The organism is Mycolicibacterium sp. lyk4-40-TYG-92 (assembly GCF_030209435.1).
Classification (GTDB): domain Bacteria; phylum Actinomycetota; class Actinomycetes; order Mycobacteriales; family Mycobacteriaceae; genus Mycobacterium.
In genome coordinates this window covers 44,376-59,535 of record NZ_JARVRX010000013.1, presented here as the reverse complement: position 1 = coordinate 59,535, position 15,160 = coordinate 44,376, and the positions used below count along the sequence as shown (strand labels likewise).

The window sequence follows — 15,160 nt, the reverse complement described above, 5'->3', positions numbered from 1 at the left end:
GGGCCGAGACCCATATCCCCAGGAATCCAGACGGCTCGTATCCGATACCGAAGGGATGGTGACCATGAACCTCGAACTCGAAGGCAAGGTACTTGCCTCCTACACAGCCGAATTCACGGTCGGACTGCAGTTATCACATCAGTTCTTTGTACGCATCGAATCGCCCTTCAAACTGGAGCTTGCTGCCGGGAGTATCGACCTGTCACCCGAGGAGGATCCAGCGGAGTCCTTCCGGCCGCTCGCCCAGCTGGTCGGTGACGCAATCACGAAGTCGAGCGTCGACAGTGACGGAACACTCTCGATAACTTTCGGCAACTCCGCACGTTTGACCGTAAAGCCGGATAGTGCCTACGAGGCTTGGACCATAAGTGGCCCTGGAGGGCAGCTCGTCGTGTGCATGCCTGGCGGTGAACTCGCCGTTTGGCCCGCGGAGTCCAACGCTGCTGAAGGTGGGCACGGCGACAATCTCTGACCGTCTATCATGCATGTTTACAAGGATTCTCGACCCCCACGCTCGGCGTCAGATCGACAGCGCGATGCCGTCCAGGATGTCGTGCTCGCTGACCACCAATTCCGTGATCCCCGCCCGCTGACCGAATTCGCGGGCCAATTCCTCGACGACGACGGACCCGCCGCCGATCACCGGCACGCGGCCCGGGTGCATGGGGCCGAGTTCGGCGCGTTGCGCCCGCGGCATCGCGATCAACTCATCGCACACCTTGACCACATCCGGAATTCCGATGCGGGACAGGTGAATTACTTCGGAGTCGTACTCCGGTAGCCCCAGCGCCAGGGCGGCCACCGTGGTGAACGTGCCGGCCACACCGACCCACGTCCGGGCACCTTCGATGGGCACAACAGCCAAAGCTTCGGACAGCTTCTCGCGCACCACGGCACGCGCGGCCGCGACCTCGTCGGGGGTGGGCGGGTCGGTGTGCAGGCAGCGCTCGGTGAGGCGCACGCAGCCGATGTTGGCCGAGAAGCTGGCCACCACATCGGCAACCGCGGTGCCGGACCCGCCGAGCACCACTTCCGTCGAGCCACCGCCCAGGTCGACGACCACGAAAGGTCCTGCGGCCGGGTCCAATTCGCCGACGGCTCCGCGGAACGACAATGCGGCTTCCTCGGTGCCGGTGATCACCTCGGCCACGGCGCCCGGCATCACCCGACCCAATTGCCGTGCCGTCATGGCGAAGAACTCGTCGCGGTTTCCGGCGTCGCGGGCCGCGGAGGTGGCGACCATCCGCACCTTGGTCACGTCGTGCGTCAGCATCATCTCGACGTAGTCGGCCAGTGCCGCCTCGGTGCGGGCCAGCGCGGCGGGCGCGAATTCACCTGTGGCGTCGACACCTTCGCCGAGAGTGACGATCCGCATCTCGCGGTACACGTCCCGCAGGCGGCCGTCGGTGACGTCCGCGATGAGCAGACGAATCGAGTTGGTGCCGCAGTCCACCGCGGCGACCCGCCGCACACCGTCAACAGCAGCGACCCGCGAACTCACACCCACACCTTCGGATCCAGAATCCCGGCCATCGCCGGTTCGACTGCCAACAACGCCAGCGCCTCATCGCCAAACGGGTTGAGGCCCGGGCCTTTTGCGAGCGAATGCGCCATGACCACGTGCAGGCACTTGACCCGGTCGGGCATCCCGCCGCCGGAGAACGTGGTGCCCAGCGACTCGATGGCGTCCCGCTCGGCGAGGAACGATTCGTGTGCACGCAGATACGCCGCAGCCAGCTCCTCGGAGGCCTGGAGACGCTCGGTCATGTCCTTCATCAGACCCGACGACTCCAGCCGGCTGGCCGCGGCCGTCAGAGCCGGATGCGTCAGGTAATACAAAGTGGGGAAAGGGGTTCCGTCGGGCAGCCGCGGCGCGGTCTTGACGACGCCAGGCTCGCCGTTGGGGCAGCGGTAGGCGATCTCCAGGACGCCACGCGGTTCCCGCCCCAGTTGGGCCGCAACGGCTTCCAGATCAGCAGCGTCAACCACCGGGCGGCGCCTGAGGTGCGGGCACATCGGTGGGGGGCACGTCACCGTCCGGGGTGACGCCGTCCGGGCCCGGCGGGACCACGGCCGGTGCCGGCGTGAGGCCGTGCGGCTGATCGGCGATGGTGTGCCACAGCGCGGTGTACCAGGGCTGGTTGCTCTTCGCGGTAGGGGACGGCGCGGGTGCGACGGGCGTCGTGACGGCACCGGGAGGCAGTTGCACCTGATACGGGATATCGCCCGGCATCACGAAGCCCAACCGCTCACGGGCCTGCGCGGCGATGTACACCGGGTCGGCCAACTTCACCTTCTGCTGCTCCAAATTGGCTATCTGCGAACGTAATTGAGATTCGGCGGTGGCCAACTGCTGCATCTCGGTGCGCTGCGCGAAGAAGGTGCGCACCGGTCCGGCGATCGTCAGGGTCAGCACACACACCACGACGGCAAGGATCGCCGCGCGCCGCGCCGCCGACCCCAGCCGCTGCTCGGCATGGTGCTCGACCGACTCCGCGTACGCCTGCCGGATGGGCTCGGTGACCGGAACCGGCAGATTGTCCGGGACGCGCCGCGGCTCGGCCTTTGGCCGGTTACCCGCCTTGGCCGCCGACGTGCCGGCCCCGGCACGCCCCCGCTTCGTCTCGCCAGGTTTGGCGGGACGAGAAGCGGGGGAACGCCGTTTGGGATCGGGCATGTCGGTAGATCAGGCCTGCGAAACTACTTGGCTTCCACCACAAAACGCGGGAACGCCAGGTCGCCGGCGTACCGCGCGGCGTCGCCCAGGGTCTCCTCGATGCGGAGCAGCTGGTTGTATTTGGCGACGCGCTCGCTGCGGGCGGGCGCACCGGTCTTGATCTGACCACAACTGCACGCCACGGCCAGGTCGGCGATGGTGGTGTCTTCGGTCTCGCCGCTGCGGTGGCTCATCATCGACTTGTAGCCCGCGGCATGCGCCAGGGCGACGGCGTCCAACGTCTCGGTGAGCGTGCCGATCTGGTTGACCTTCACCAGCAGCGCGTTGGCGGCACCCTTCTCGATGCCCTCTTCCAGCCGCTCCGGGTTGGTGACGAAGAGGTCGTCGCCGACGAGCTGGACGCGGTCACCGATGGCGGTGGTCAGCGCCACCCAGCCGTCCCAGTCGTCCTCGGACAGCGGGTCCTCGATGGACACCAGCGGGAACGAGTCGAGCAGCGACGCGTAGAACTCGGCCATCTGTTCGGCGGTGCGGGTCTGCTTCTCGAAGGCGTAACCCGTTCCGTCCGTGTAGAACTCGGTGGCCGCGACGTCGAGCGCCAGCGCCACGTCACTGCCCAGCTTGAGGCCGGTGGCGTCGATGGCGGTGCTGATCAGTTCGAGCGCGGCGTGGGTGCCGGCGACGTCGGGCGCGAAACCACCCTCGTCACCGAGGCCCGTCGCCAGGCCCTGCTTCTTGAGTACGGACTTGAGCGAGTGGTAGACCTCGGCGCCCCAGCGCAGCGATTCCTTGAAGGTCGGCGCACCGATGGGCGCGACCATGAACTCCTGCACATCGACACCGGTGTCGGCGTGCGCGCCACCGTTGAGGATGTTCATCATCGGCACCGGCAGGATGTGGGCGTTCGGGCCGCCGATGTAGCGGAACAACGGCAGGCCGGCGGAGTCGGCAGCGGCCTTGGCCGCGGCCAGCGAGACGCCGAGGATGGCGTTGGCGCCCAGGCGCGACTTGTCCGGGGTGCCGTCGAGGTCCAGCAGCGCCTGGTCGATGATGCGCTGGTCGTCGGCGGCCTGGCCGATGACTGCGGGCGCGATCTCGTCGAGCACGGCCTCGACGGCCTTCTCGACGCCCTTGCCGCCGTAGCGGGCGCCGCCGTCGCGCAGTTCGACAGCCTCGTGCTCACCGGTCGACGCACCCGACGGCACCGCCGCGCGAGCGAACGTTCCATCGGTCAGAGCGACCTCGACCTCGACCGTCGGATTTCCCCGGGAGTCGAGAATCTCGCGGGCTCCGACCTGTTCGATGATTGGCACTTGGGTCTCCCTTTGGCGTCACGGACTCGTGCGAACGCCCATCAGCCTAAACGGTGCCGGGGCGTGAAGTGCGTCAGCTACCGCTAGCTATCCGGCCACCTATCTCTGGTGCCCGTTGGCATAGGCCGTTGCCCAGTCCCGCACGGCGCGCGCGTAGTCGTCGGACAAGTTGTAGGCGTGCAGTGCGTCCATCCAGCCGTGCGGGCTGGACAGATCCTTGCCGCGGTAGCAGAGATAACCCGCCGCCGACAGCGCCGCGTCGTCGATGTTGTCGGGACTGGCGAAGCCGGTGTTGTTGGCGTCGACGCCGTACAACCGCCAGGTGTCCGGGATGAACTGCATGGGCCCCATGGCGCGGTCGACGGCGTCGTCGCTGTCCATGCTTCCGGAGTCGGAGTCCGGAATCCGCAGGTTGTTCATGGTTCCGTCGAGTGGCACGCCGCGGATCGGAGGCGTGACGTCACCGTTCGGGGCGATGGTCGCGCCGCGGTAGGTGCCGTGGTGGCTCTCGACCATCCCGATGCCGGCCAGCGTCGTCCACGCGATGTGGCACTTGGGGTTCTCGACCTCGGCCACGCGCGCGGCGTACCCGTAGGCCTCCAGCGCCATGACCGGAATGCCGAGGGGAGGTGCCAGATGCTCGGCCCAGTCGCGCAGCTGGTCCGCGCCACGACCCTTCACATGGGTGTTGATCGGGGGCACCGCGGGGCCGGGTGGCGGAGGCACTCCGCGCAGGTAACCGGGCTGAAATGAGCAGCTCGAGGCCATCAGGAGCGCCGTTGCGGAGACAACAGCGCTCGCCCGCAGCCAACGCACTCGCAACACCGGTACTCCCCTATACCCAGAGATTGTCGACGGATTCGTCGTCCGTCATCGTCGCATGCCGAGCTGAGTGCACCCCGAAGCGCGAGCTTTCCGGCACGACGGTACGACGGTCGCGCATCCGCTGATAAGGTTGGCTTGCCTTCCTTTGGCAAGGCAAACCTGTGTTGCCGTTTAGTCTATCTAAGGATTGCGGATGACCACCACCTTCGCGGTCTCGACAGCGCTGGTCGCCGCGGGCCCCGGCATTTCCTCACAGCTCTTTGGCAGCTTGCTGATCGGCCTCCGCGAAGGCCTGGAAACTGCGATTGTCGTCACCATCCTCATCGCCTTCCTCGTGAAGTCCGACCGCCGTGACGCCCTCAAGTGGGTCTGGCTCGGCGTTGCGGCCGCCATCGCGATGACCATCGGCGTGTTCCTGTCCATCCAGCTGAGCGAGAACACCATCTCCGGCCTGGCGGCCGAGGCCATCGCCGGCGTCGCCTCCCTGGTGGCGGTGATCATCGTCACGACCATGGTGCTGTGGATGCGCAAAGCCGCCGCGACCATCTCCGGCGAGCTGCGCAGCGACATGGCGCGCGCCCTGGAGACCGGCGGGATCGCCGTCGCCACTCTGGCCTTCCTGGCCGTCGGCCGCGAGGGCGTCGAGACGGCGCTGTTCATGGTCGGCTACGCCAATGCGTCGACCGCATGGCCGCTGGCCGGACTCGTGATCGGCTTGCTCATCGCCGTCGTCGTCGCCTACGGCATGTATGCCGGCGCGGTGCGCATCAACCTGGCCAAGTTCTTCAAATACACCGGCGCATTCCTCGTCGTCGTCGCCGCGGGCATCCTGTCGTACGCCATCCACGCGCTGCAGACCGTCGGATGGCTGCCCGGCCTGAGCGCCAAGGCCTTCGACATGACCGGCGCCTTCAACTGGTCGTCCTGGTACGGCCAGGTGATCCAGGGCGTCTTCAACATCAGCCCCGCCCCCTCGATCCTGCAGTTCGTCTGCTGGCTGGCCTACCTCCTGGTCGTCCTGACGCTGTTCCTGCGACCTGTCGCAGCCAAACCCGCCCCTGCTGCCACCCTCGAAAGGTCCGCTAAGTGAATCTCGCTGCCCTCAACGTCAAGACCGGCTTGGCCGCTTCTGCCGCCCTGCTCGCCGGTCTGACCGCGGTCTCCGCGTGCACCTCCAAGTCGGACGAGAACAAGTCCGCCTCCGGCGAGATCACCGTGACCGCCTCGGACGACGCTTGCAAGCTGTCGGCGACGTCGGCCAAGACGGGCACCAGCACCTTCGTCGTCACCAACAACGGCACCAAGGTCACCGAGTTCTACGTTTACGGCCCCGGCGACAAGGTCATGGGCGAGATCGAGAACGTCTCCCCCGGCCTGCAGCGCAAGCTGATCGTGCAGCTGCCCGAAGCCGGCACCTACAAGACCGCGTGCAAGCCCGGCATGGTCGGTGACGGCATCCGCGGCGATTTCACCGTCACCGGCGACACCGTCAAGATCGATGACACCGGCAAGTTCAAGGACGCTGCGGACTTCTACAAGAAGTACGTCGTCGAGCAGACCACCTCGCTGGTGCCCGCCACCGAGGCGTTCGCCGCCGCCGTGAAGAAGGGGGACGTCGCCGGAGCCAAGGCGCAGTACCCGAAGGCCCGTACCTTCTACGAGCGCATCGAGCCCGTCGCCGAGTCCTTCCCGGACGACCTCGACCCGCGGATCGACCTGCGCGAAGCCGACGTGAAACCGGGCGACAAGTGGACCGGCTTCCACGTCCTGGAGAAGCAGCTCTGGGTCACCGGACTGCAGCCTGACGCCAACGCCCTGGCCGACCAGCTGGTCGCCGACGTCAAGGAACTCGATGCCGGCGTCAAGGACCCGAAGTGGACCATCGACTCCACCAAGATCGCCGGTGGCGCACAGGAGCTGCTGGACGAGATCGCCAAGACCAAGATCACCGGCGAAGAAGACATCTTCAGCCACACCGACCTGTGGGACATCCAGGCCAACATCGAGGGCTCGCGCACGGCGGTCGGGTCGGTGGACCCGATCCTCGACGAGCGCAACCCGCAGCTCGGCAAGGACGTCGACGCGGCCTTCGAGAATGTCCAGAAGCTGCTGGACAAGTGGCGCCAGGGCGACGGCTTCATCTTCTACGACAAGGTGACCGAGCCCGAGCGGCAAGAACTTTCGCGCGCCGTCGACGCTTTGAGCAAGGAGGTCAGCGAGGTGCAGGGTGTCGTCGCCAAGCAGTGAGCCCCAACTGACGACCGCTGAGCCGACCGTGACCGGATCCGGTGGGCTCAGCCGGCGCAAGCTCTTCGGCGCCGCCGGGGTGACGGCCGCCGTCGTCGGCGCCGCCGCCACCGGCGCGCTCGCCGGCCGCTCGTCCGCCGCCGTGGTCGAGGACAGCCTGAGTAAGCCGGTGCCGTTCCGCGGCACCCATCAAGCGGGCATCGTCACCGCCGCGCAAGACCGGATGCACTTCGCCACCTTCGACGTCACGACGGACAAGAAGGCCGACGTCGTGGCGATGCTGAAGAAGTGGACGGAGATGGCCGAGCGCATGACGCTCGGCGAGGAGGCCGTCGCACACGGCGCCATCGGACTGAACCCGTACGCGCCGCCGGCCGATACCGGTGAGGCCCTTGGTCTTTCGCCCTCCGCATTGACCCTGACGATCGGATTCGGCCCCGGCTTCTTCCGCAAGGACGGCAAGGACCGGTTCGGCATCGACGCGCAGCGGCCGGCCCACCTGGTGGACCTGCCGAAGTTCCGCAACGAGAAGCTCGATCCCGCACGGTGTGGCGGCGACATCGTCGTACAGGCCTGCGCCAATGATCCGCAGGTCGCGGTGCACGCCATCCGCAACCTGGCCCGCGTGGGCTTCGGCACCGTCGCGGTGCGGTACTCGCAGCTCGGCTTCGGCCGCACGTCATCGACCACTCGGAACCAGTCCACGCCGCGAAACCTGTTCGGGTTCAAGGACGGAACGAACAACCTGAAGGCCGAGGACACCGCCGCCATCAACAAGCACGTCTGGGTCGGCAACGGCGACGGACCGGCCTGGATGACGGGCGGTTCGTATCTGATCAGCCGGCGCATCCGCATGCTCATCGAATCCTGGGACCGCACCACGCTTTTGGAGCAGGAACGGGTGGTCGGACGGCAGAAGGGCAACGGCGCACCCAACGGGTACACCGACGAGTTCACCCCGCTGGACTTCGACAGCAAGGGTGCTGACGGTGCGCCGCTGATCGACGTCGACTCGCACGTGCGCCTGGCCTCGCCCGAGGCCAACAACGGCGCGCAGATTTTGCGCCGGGGCTACAACTTCACTGATGGCTCAGACGGTTTCGGCCACCTGGACGCGGGGCTGTTCTTCATCGCCTTCGTGCGCAACCCGGCCGAGTCGTTCATCCCGATGCAGACCAAGCTGTCCACCAACGACGCCCTCAACGAGTACATCACACACACCGGCAGTGGCATCTTCGCCTGCCCGCCGGGTGTGCGTGATGGTTCGTCGGATTACTGGGGGTCGACGCTGCTCGGCTGAGCGTCGGGCTCGTCGGCGGTGCGGTAGCGGTTGTAGAACGCGAGCGACGCGATCGCCGCGGCGGCACCGATGACGCCCCACAGCGCGATCTGGAAGACCAGTGAGCCGAACAGGAAGTCGTAGGTCATGGTCAGGTACAGCGACCAGGCGACGCGGTAACCCGACCAGAAGGCCAACAGGCCCGTGCTGATCGCGATGATCAGGCTCTGCTGACGGTCGAAGCGGTTGACGTGCTGTTCGATGGCGGCGGGGAGCTTCATGGTGATTCCTTCCTCAGGTTTCTCGGACGCTCGTGGTCGGCGTCGTTGGAGCAATCACACCGGGGCGGGTCGGCTACCGATCCCAAGTTCTGGGGCGGCGGCCTTGGCACGAGTCGCTGTGCCCGCCTCTCGGCGACAACATCCGGTCGATCCGGCAGTGCCTGCCGCCAATGCAACGCCACGGCGGAAAAACGCGCCGACATCCGCCGTGGCGTTACATTCGTGCCCGGCCCCAGCGGGGAATACTCCTCAGAAGCCGGGTTCAGTCCGCGCGGCCCACGGTGTTTCGCCAGCGCAGCGGCGGGGCGCCGAACCGTCGGCCGAAGGCCCGGCTGAAGCCCGCCTCGGAGGTGTAGCCCACCGCCGCGGCGATGGCGCCGACGGACGCTGTATCCGTGCGCAACAACTGCGCTGCCCGGTCGAGTCGGCGGTCGATGAGGTAGCCGGCGGGCGGGCACCCCAGCAGCCGGGTGAACCGCTCGGCGAACGCGGTCCGCGACAGGTTGGCCATCTGCGCGAGTTCAGCGACCGACCACGGCCGCGCCAAATCCTGGTGAACCACCGAAAGCACTTGGCCCAGTACCGGATCCAACGCCGCCGTCAGCCATCCCGACGGCGTGGCGGCGTCGCGCGACCAGGCCCGCAGGGTGTGGATGAACAGCAGATCCAGGATGCGCGAGATCATCACGGCCGAACCGGGCCGCGGCGCCGCGACCTCTGCCACCAGCAGGCGCAGGCTGACCTCAAGCCACTCCCGGTCCACCCCACCACCAGGTACCACGATGGCCGGGGGCAGCACCGACAACACTGGATCGGCGACGGCGTCGTCGACCGCGAACGTCCCGGTCACCCACCGCGGCGAATCCTGTTGCGGCAGTTCATCTTCGTCGGCATACCGATCGGCGGCAGCGAGGTTGCGCACCGGGACGCCCGAGCCCGCCTGCAGCTGGTGCCGGTCACCCCGGGCCAGCAGCACCAGGTCGCCGTCGCGCAGCGTGATCACCGGACCGCCACCGCTCACCCGGAGCCGGACGTCGCCGTGCTCGACGATGTGCAGGAGGCGTTGCTCAGGCATCGCGATGTTGAACGGCACGGATCCGGGTGCGTAACGGACGACGTCCTGCCCGCGCAGGCGCACGGTGTCGAGGATCTCGGAAAACGCATCCGCCGCCGGGGACGGTGAATCGGCAAATTTTGGCATCGTTTCAGTCATTGAACTTGCCTCATCGTCCAAATACTGTCATCGCATGACCGAAAAACCAACAGTCGTCCTGGTCCACGGATTCTGGGGCGGTGCGGCCCACTGGGCCAATGTGATCGTCGAACTGAACCGACGCGGGTACACCTCACTCCGCGCGGTGGAGAACCCGCTGACATCGCTGGCCGACGACGCCGAACGCACCCGCAAGATGGTCAGTCAGGTCGACGGCCCGGTAATCCTGGTCGGGCACTCATACGGTGGCGCAGTCATCACCGAAGCCGGAGACCTGCCCAATGTGAAGGCCCTGGTCTACATCGCGGCCTTTGCGCCGGACGCCGGGGAGAGCCCCGGCGGGATCACTCAGGAGCTGCCGCCCGCGGCGGCCGCCAACCTCGCACCGGATTCGGACGGCTACCTCTGGGTCGTCCAGGACAAGTTCCACGAGAGCTTCTGTCAGGACCTGTCCGCCGATGACGCGCTCGTCATGGCCGTCACCCAAAAAGCCCCGCTGGCATCGACTTTCGGCGACACCGTGACAGCACCGGCCTGGCGGGTCAAGCCGTCGTGGTACCAGGTCTCCACACAGGACCGCATGATTCACCCCGACAACGAACGCCGCATGGCCGAGCGGATCAACCCGCGCAAGATCATCGAGCTGGATGCCGGCCACGCGTCGCTGGCCTCACAGCCGGTCGCCGTGGCCGGCCTCATCGATGAGGCCGCGACTCAGTCAGCCTGAACCGGCCAGTGCTCCCGCCACTCATCCTCTGACACCGCACCCAGCGGTGCGGCATCCAACTCCACCGCCACTTCGTCGCCGCGGCGGGCGGCGACGATGCGGCGCTCGGCTTCGCGCACAGTGTCAATGAACTCGAGCGCCACTGTGCGCAGGGCACTTTCGGCGTCGATACCGGATTCGAGCGTCACCGAGGTGAGGCCGGCCGGAAGCAGATCGGCGGGCAGCCCGGCCGTGCTGGTCCGTTCGATCAGCTTCTGCGCCAGAGCGAGCGCCGGCAGTGCCGTCGGCACCTCGTCCATGCACGACGTCCGCGCCGCTTTCTCCAGCGCCTTGCGCTCTTCCCACTGCGCGATCTGGTCTTCCAGCGAAATCTCTTGTCCGGCAAGCACTGCCGGCACGCGGTTGCCCAGCTTCCGAATCAGGGTGTCGGCGACGTCGTCGATGCCGAAAGGGTGCAGCGGTGCGTCCTCGGCGATGCGGGCGTGAAACAGCACCTGCAGCAACACATCTCCGAGTTCCTCACGGACGTCGTCGGCGTTGCCGCCGCGCACCGCGTCGAACAGCTCGTAGGTCTCCTCCAGCAGGTACCGGCGCAGCGAGTCGTGTGTCTGCTCGCTCTCCCACGGGCCGTTGGTACGCAGCTTGTCCATCATCGTGACGGCGTCGATGAGCCGCTCTCCCGGCTGCGAACCGTCCACCGCGATCAGCCTCTCACCGGCCGCGAGCCGGGCGCGCACCTGCGGATGTTCCGGATCGGAGGACAACAGCACCGGCGCCGGATTGTCGGAATCCCCATAGGCCGGCCGGCCCGACGGCAACGACCACGGCACCTTGACCGGTAGTTCCTCGGTGTACTGCACGTCGCCGGTGAGCAGCACCAGCGCGTCGATCGGCATCAAGGAGGGGCGACGTGGATCGACCAGAACCACCGTCATGCGCGATCCGCCTCCGGCTTCTCGCTGCCAGTCATGCGCTACCTCCCAGGTCGGTTATATCAACTTCACCGGCCGCTTTCCCATCGAGCACCAGCAGCAATCCGGCCACGGCGCGGGCCAGTTCCAGGTCACGGATACGCGGCGCGCCGACCCCGGCACCGGCCCGCGGGATCGGGATCTGCACCGTCGACGTGGTGGCCCGGTACGTCGCGCCGGGATACATCCGCTTCAGCCGCAGCTGCCCGGAGTCCAGCAGCGTCAGGGGCGTCAAGCGGATGGTCGAGTCGGAGATGGCGGTGACCTCGGTGACGCCGTACTCGCGGCAGAGCAGCCGCAACCGCGCCACCGCGACGAGGCGCTGCGCGGGCTCGGGCAGCGGTCCGTAGCGATCCACCAACTCCTCGACGACGGCCGCCACGGCTGCGTGGTCGGACGCCGCGGCCAACCGGCGGTAGGCCTCGAGCCGCAGCCGGTCGCTGCCGATGTAGTCCGGCGGCAGGTGGGCGTCGATCGGCAGATCGACCCGCACCTCCTTCGGTTCCTCCACGGCCGCAATGGTTTTCCCGTCGACGGCGGCACGGTACGCCTCGACGGCCTCGCCGACCAGCCGGACGTACAGGTCGAAGCCGACGCCCGCGACGTGTCCGGACTGCTCGACGCCGAGCACGTTGCCCGCACCACGAATCTCGAGGTCCTTCATCGCGACGGCCATACCGGCGCCCAGATCGTTGTTCTGCGCGATGGTCGCCAGCCGGTCGTGGGCGGTCTCGGTGAGCGGAACCTCCGGCGGGTACAGGAAATAGGCGTAACCACGCTCGCGGCTGCGGCCCACCCGGCCCCGCAGCTGGTGCAGCTGCGACAAGCCGAAAGTGTCGGCCCGCTCGACGATCAACGTGTTGGCGTTCGAAATGTCAAGGCCCGTCTCGACGATCGTCGTGCACACCAGGATGTCGTACTCGCGATTCCAGAAGCCCTCGACGGTCTTCTCCAGCAGTTCCTCGGGCATCTGCCCGTGCGCCACCACAACCCGGGCCTCCGGCACCAGTTGGCGCACGCGGGCGGCGGCGCTGTCGATCGACTTCACCCGGTTGTGGATGTAGAACGCCTGCCCGTCGCGCAGCAGCTCGCGCCGCAGCGCCGCGGCGACCTGCTTGTCGTCATGCGGCCCAACGTAAGTCAGCACCGGGAAGCGTTCCTCGGGCGGCGTCAGGATGGTCGACATCTCCCGGATGCCGGCCAGGCTCATCTCCAGGGTGCGCGGGATCGGGGTGGCGCTCATGGTGAGCACGTCGACGTGGGTGCGCATCGACTTGATGTGCTCCTTGTGCTCGACGCCGAACCGCTGTTCCTCATCGACGATCACCAGACCGAGGTCTTTCCAGGTGACACCGGTCGCCAGCAGCCGGTGGGTGCCGATCACCACGTCGACCGAGCCATCCTTCAAACCCTCGATCACCAAACGGGATTCGGCCGGATCGGTGAACCGGGACAGCCCCTTGACCGTCACCGGGAAACCAGCCATGCGGGTGGTGAAGGTCTGCAGATGCTGGTCGGCCAGCAGTGTGGTCGGCACCAACACCGCGACCTGCTTGCCGTCCTGTACTGCCTTGAACGCCGCGCGGACCGCGATCTCGGTCTTGCCGTAGCCGACGTCACCGCAGATGACGCGGTCCATGGGGACCGGCTTCTCCATGTCGGCCTTGACCTCGGTGATGGCGGTCAGCTGGTCGATGGTCTCGGTGAAGCCGAATGCGTCCTCCATCTCGTTCTGCCACGGGGTGTCCGGCGCGAACGCATGCCCCGGCGCGGACTGTCGTTTGGCGTACAGCGACACCAGCTCGCCGGCGATCTCGCGAACGGCCTTGCGCGCCTTGGTCTTCGTGTTGGTCCAGTCGCTGCCGCCGAGCCGGCTCAGTGTGGGCTCGGCGCCGCCGACGTAGCGGGACAGCTGGTCCAGCGAATCCATCGGCACGTACAGCCGGTCGGACCCACCGCCACGTTTTGCGGACGCGTACTCGAGCACCAGGTATTCGCGCCGGGCGCCACCGACCACCCTCTCGGTCATCTCGACGAACTTGCCGATGCCGTGCTGGTCGTGCACCACCAGGTCACCGGCTGTCAACGCAAGCGGGTCGACGACGTTACGCCGTTTGGCGGCAAGCCTTTTGCCCTCGGTGGCGCCCGCCCGGTTACCCGTCAGGTCGGTCTCGGTGATGATCACGAGGTTGACGCCGGCCAGCACCATACCGTCATGCAGCGGGCCCTTGAGGACGCCGACGACACCGGGCTTCGGCACCTCACCGGGCTCCAACATCATTGCGGCGACATCGGATTCACCGAGTTGCTCAACCACGCGGTGCGCGGTACCGGTGCCCGGGGTCACCACCGCGGCGAGGCCGCCGGTGGCGATGTGCGCGCGCAGCATCGCGAAGATCTCTTCGAGGCTCTGCTGACTGCGCGCCGACGGCGCCGGCCGGATGTCGAGCTCCTGTGCCGACTCGTTGGCCAGCTGGCTCAGCGTCCACCACGGGTGGCCACCAGCGGCCGCGGCCTCCCGGACCTCCACGAAGTCCCGGAAACCCGAACCACCAAGCTGCTCAACATCAATCGGCGCGTCGCCGCCCACGGCAGCCACCGACCACGAGGCCTCCAGGAACTCGCGGCCCGTCTTGATCAGATCGGCAGCGCGGGTGCGCACCTTCTCCGGATCGCAGATCAACAGCGGCGCTCCGGCCGGCAGGCGGTCGGTGAGCAGCGCCAGGTCGCCCGGACGCAGCACCGGAAGCAGCGCTTCCATGCCGTCGACCGGGATACCCTCGGCGAGCTTGGCCATCATGTCCGCGATGCTGCCGGTGACCTGGTTGTCGCTGCTGGGCAGGCTCGCCCCGATCTCGGCGGCGCGTTCGCGGACGTCCGCGGTCAGCAGCAGTTCACGGCAAGGCATCGCGATGACCGTGTCGACCGCGATCTCGGGGATGGACCGCTGGTCGGCCACCGAGAACATCCGCATCTCGGTGACCTCGTCGCCCCAGAACTCGACGCGCACCGGGTGCTCGGCGGTCGGCGTGAAGACATCGAGAATGCCTCCGCGGACAGCGAATTCGCCACGTTTGCCCACCATGTCGACGCGCGTGTAAGCCAGCTCGACGAGCCGCGCCACGGTGTCGTCGAAGTCGGCTTCGCCGCCGATGGTCAGCGTCACCGGCTCGGCGTCGGTCACCCCGCCGGCCAGCGGCTGCAGCAGGGACCGGGCCGTGGTGACCACCACGCGCAGCGGCGGACCGAGGCGGACGTCGTCGGGCAGCGCCAGCCGGCGCAGCACCGTCAGCCGGGCACCCACGGTGTCCACGCCGGGCGAGAGGCGCTCGTGCGGCAGCGTCTCCCACGACGGGAACAGCGCCACGGCATCGCCGTGGACGGCCCGCAGTTCGGCGGTGAGGTCGTCGGCCTCGCGACCGGTGGCTGTGACGACCAGCACCGGGCCGGCGGCGGCCAGCGCGGCCGCGACCGGGAGCCGGGCGCTGACCGGGCCCACCAGAGCCTGCTCAGCGACACCCTCAGCGGCCTGCCGCGTCAATTCCTGCAGACCAGGATCGGTGAGTGCGAGTTGGACGAGCCCCGCCAACGGGGTTTGGATCGATTGCTGCCCCGGGGAGGTCATGA

The 15,160-nt window shown here is 67.6% G+C and carries 14 protein-coding genes; 5 read left to right on the top strand and 9 right to left on the bottom strand.

Features of this window, described 5'->3' with window-relative positions:
- Positions 1-64 precede the first annotated feature (64 nt).
- Entirely contained in the window at positions 65-472 is a 408-nt protein-coding gene (locus tag QRN63_RS19070; RefSeq protein WP_285032255.1) for a DUF6188 family protein, read from the top strand.
- 48 nt (positions 473-520) lie between these two features.
- Here QRN63_RS19070 and QRN63_RS19065 read toward each other — a convergent pair whose 3' ends face one another.
- From QRN63_RS19065 to QRN63_RS19045, 5 genes are all read right to left on the bottom strand, one after another.
- A complete protein-coding gene (locus tag QRN63_RS19065) occupies positions 521-1,501 on the bottom strand; it encodes a Ppx/GppA phosphatase family protein (protein ID WP_285032254.1) in 981 nt (326 codons plus the stop codon).
- Positions 1,498-1,989, bottom strand: a complete 492-nt coding sequence (locus QRN63_RS19060) for a DUF501 domain-containing protein (protein ID WP_267315504.1) — start codon at positions 1,987-1,989, stop codon at positions 1,498-1,500. The genes QRN63_RS19065 and QRN63_RS19060 overlap by 4 nt, the downstream gene beginning before the upstream one ends.
- Entirely contained in the window at positions 1,982-2,677 is a 696-nt protein-coding gene (locus QRN63_RS19055; protein ID WP_285032253.1) for an FtsB family cell division protein, read from the bottom strand. The genes QRN63_RS19060 and QRN63_RS19055 overlap by 8 nt, the downstream gene beginning before the upstream one ends.
- 23 nt (positions 2,678-2,700) lie before the next feature.
- On the bottom strand, positions 2,701-3,990 hold the full coding sequence (gene eno, locus QRN63_RS19050; RefSeq protein ID WP_285032252.1) for a phosphopyruvate hydratase: 1,290 nt from the start codon (positions 3,988-3,990) through the stop codon (positions 2,701-2,703).
- A 99-nt stretch (positions 3,991-4,089) separates the two neighbouring features.
- Positions 4,090-4,758 carry a lytic transglycosylase domain-containing protein gene (locus tag QRN63_RS19045; RefSeq protein WP_502888164.1) on the bottom strand — a complete coding sequence of 223 codons (669 nt, stop codon included), beginning with the start codon at positions 4,756-4,758 and terminating at the stop codon, positions 4,090-4,092.
- 250 nt (positions 4,759-5,008) lie between these two features.
- On the opposite strand from QRN63_RS19045, the gene efeU reads away from it, so the two are divergent.
- The 3 genes from efeU to efeB are packed head-to-tail and all read left to right on the top strand — an operon-like array spanning position 5,009 to position 8,362.
- On the top strand, positions 5,009-5,905 hold the full coding sequence (gene efeU, locus QRN63_RS19040; protein WP_285032248.1) for an iron uptake transporter permease EfeU: 897 nt from the start codon (positions 5,009-5,011) through the stop codon (positions 5,903-5,905).
- Positions 5,902-7,062: an iron uptake system protein EfeO gene (efeO, locus tag QRN63_RS19035; protein WP_285032247.1), complete on the top strand. Its 1,161-nt coding sequence runs from the start codon at positions 5,902-5,904 to the stop codon at positions 7,060-7,062. The genes efeU and efeO overlap by 4 nt, the downstream gene beginning before the upstream one ends.
- A complete protein-coding gene (gene efeB, locus QRN63_RS19030) occupies positions 7,043-8,362 on the top strand; it encodes an iron uptake transporter deferrochelatase/peroxidase subunit (protein ID WP_285032246.1) in 1,320 nt (439 codons plus the stop codon). Before efeO ends, efeB begins: the two co-directional genes overlap by 20 nt.
- Here the strand turns inward: efeB and QRN63_RS19025 are convergent.
- Both QRN63_RS19025 and QRN63_RS19020 read right to left on the bottom strand, forming a co-directional pair.
- Positions 8,335-8,622: a hypothetical protein gene (locus tag QRN63_RS19025; protein ID WP_285032245.1), complete on the bottom strand. Its 288-nt coding sequence runs from the start codon at positions 8,620-8,622 to the stop codon at positions 8,335-8,337. The two genes, efeB and QRN63_RS19025, sit on opposite strands and share 28 nt — an antisense overlap.
- 262 nt (positions 8,623-8,884) lie before the next feature.
- Positions 8,885-9,835, bottom strand: coding sequence for a cupin domain-containing protein (locus tag QRN63_RS19020; protein ID WP_502888161.1), 951 nt, complete (start codon positions 9,833-9,835; stop codon positions 8,885-8,887).
- Positions 9,836-9,869: 34 nt separating this feature from the next.
- Between QRN63_RS19020 and QRN63_RS19015 the strand changes: the two genes are divergently transcribed.
- A complete protein-coding gene (locus tag QRN63_RS19015) occupies positions 9,870-10,562 on the top strand; it encodes an alpha/beta hydrolase (protein WP_285032243.1) in 693 nt (230 codons plus the stop codon).
- On the opposite strand, the gene QRN63_RS19010 is transcribed toward QRN63_RS19015, so the two are convergent.
- Both QRN63_RS19010 and mfd read right to left on the bottom strand, forming a co-directional pair.
- Positions 10,550-11,497 carry a nucleoside triphosphate pyrophosphohydrolase gene (locus tag QRN63_RS19010; RefSeq protein ID WP_285032242.1) on the bottom strand — a complete coding sequence of 316 codons (948 nt, stop codon included), beginning with the start codon at positions 11,495-11,497 and terminating at the stop codon, positions 10,550-10,552. The two genes, QRN63_RS19015 and QRN63_RS19010, sit on opposite strands and share 13 nt — an antisense overlap.
- Positions 11,498-11,528: 31 nt before the next feature.
- Complete coding sequence (gene mfd, locus QRN63_RS19005; protein WP_285032241.1) at positions 11,529-15,158, bottom strand: transcription-repair coupling factor; 3,630 nt, start codon at positions 15,156-15,158, stop codon at positions 11,529-11,531.
- Positions 15,159-15,160 lie beyond the last annotated feature (2 nt).

Coding starts and splice junctions, on each gene's coding strand:
- QRN63_RS19070 (WP_285032255.1), top strand. CDS start 65: ATGAACCTCGAACTCGAAGGCAAGGTACTTGCCTCCTACACAGCCGAA.
- QRN63_RS19055 (WP_285032253.1), bottom strand. CDS start 2,677: ATGCCCGATCCCAAACGGCGTTCCCCCGCTTCTCGTCCCGCCAAACCT.
- QRN63_RS19045 (WP_502888164.1), bottom strand. CDS start 4,758: ATGGCCTCGAGCTGCTCATTTCAGCCCGGTTACCTGCGCGGAGTGCCT.
- efeU (WP_285032248.1), top strand. CDS start 5,009: ATGACCACCACCTTCGCGGTCTCGACAGCGCTGGTCGCCGCGGGCCCC.
- QRN63_RS19025 (WP_285032245.1), bottom strand. CDS start 8,622: ATGAAGCTCCCCGCCGCCATCGAACAGCACGTCAACCGCTTCGACCGT.
- QRN63_RS19020 (WP_502888161.1), bottom strand. CDS start 9,835: ATGACTGAAACGATGCCAAAATTTGCCGATTCACCGTCCCCGGCGGCG.
- QRN63_RS19015 (WP_285032243.1), top strand. CDS start 9,870: ATGACCGAAAAACCAACAGTCGTCCTGGTCCACGGATTCTGGGGCGGT.
- QRN63_RS19010 (WP_285032242.1), bottom strand. CDS start 11,497: ATGACGGTGGTTCTGGTCGATCCACGTCGCCCCTCCTTGATGCCGATC.
- mfd (WP_285032241.1), bottom strand. CDS start 15,158: ATGACCTCCCCGGGGCAGCAATCGATCCAAACCCCGTTGGCGGGGCTC.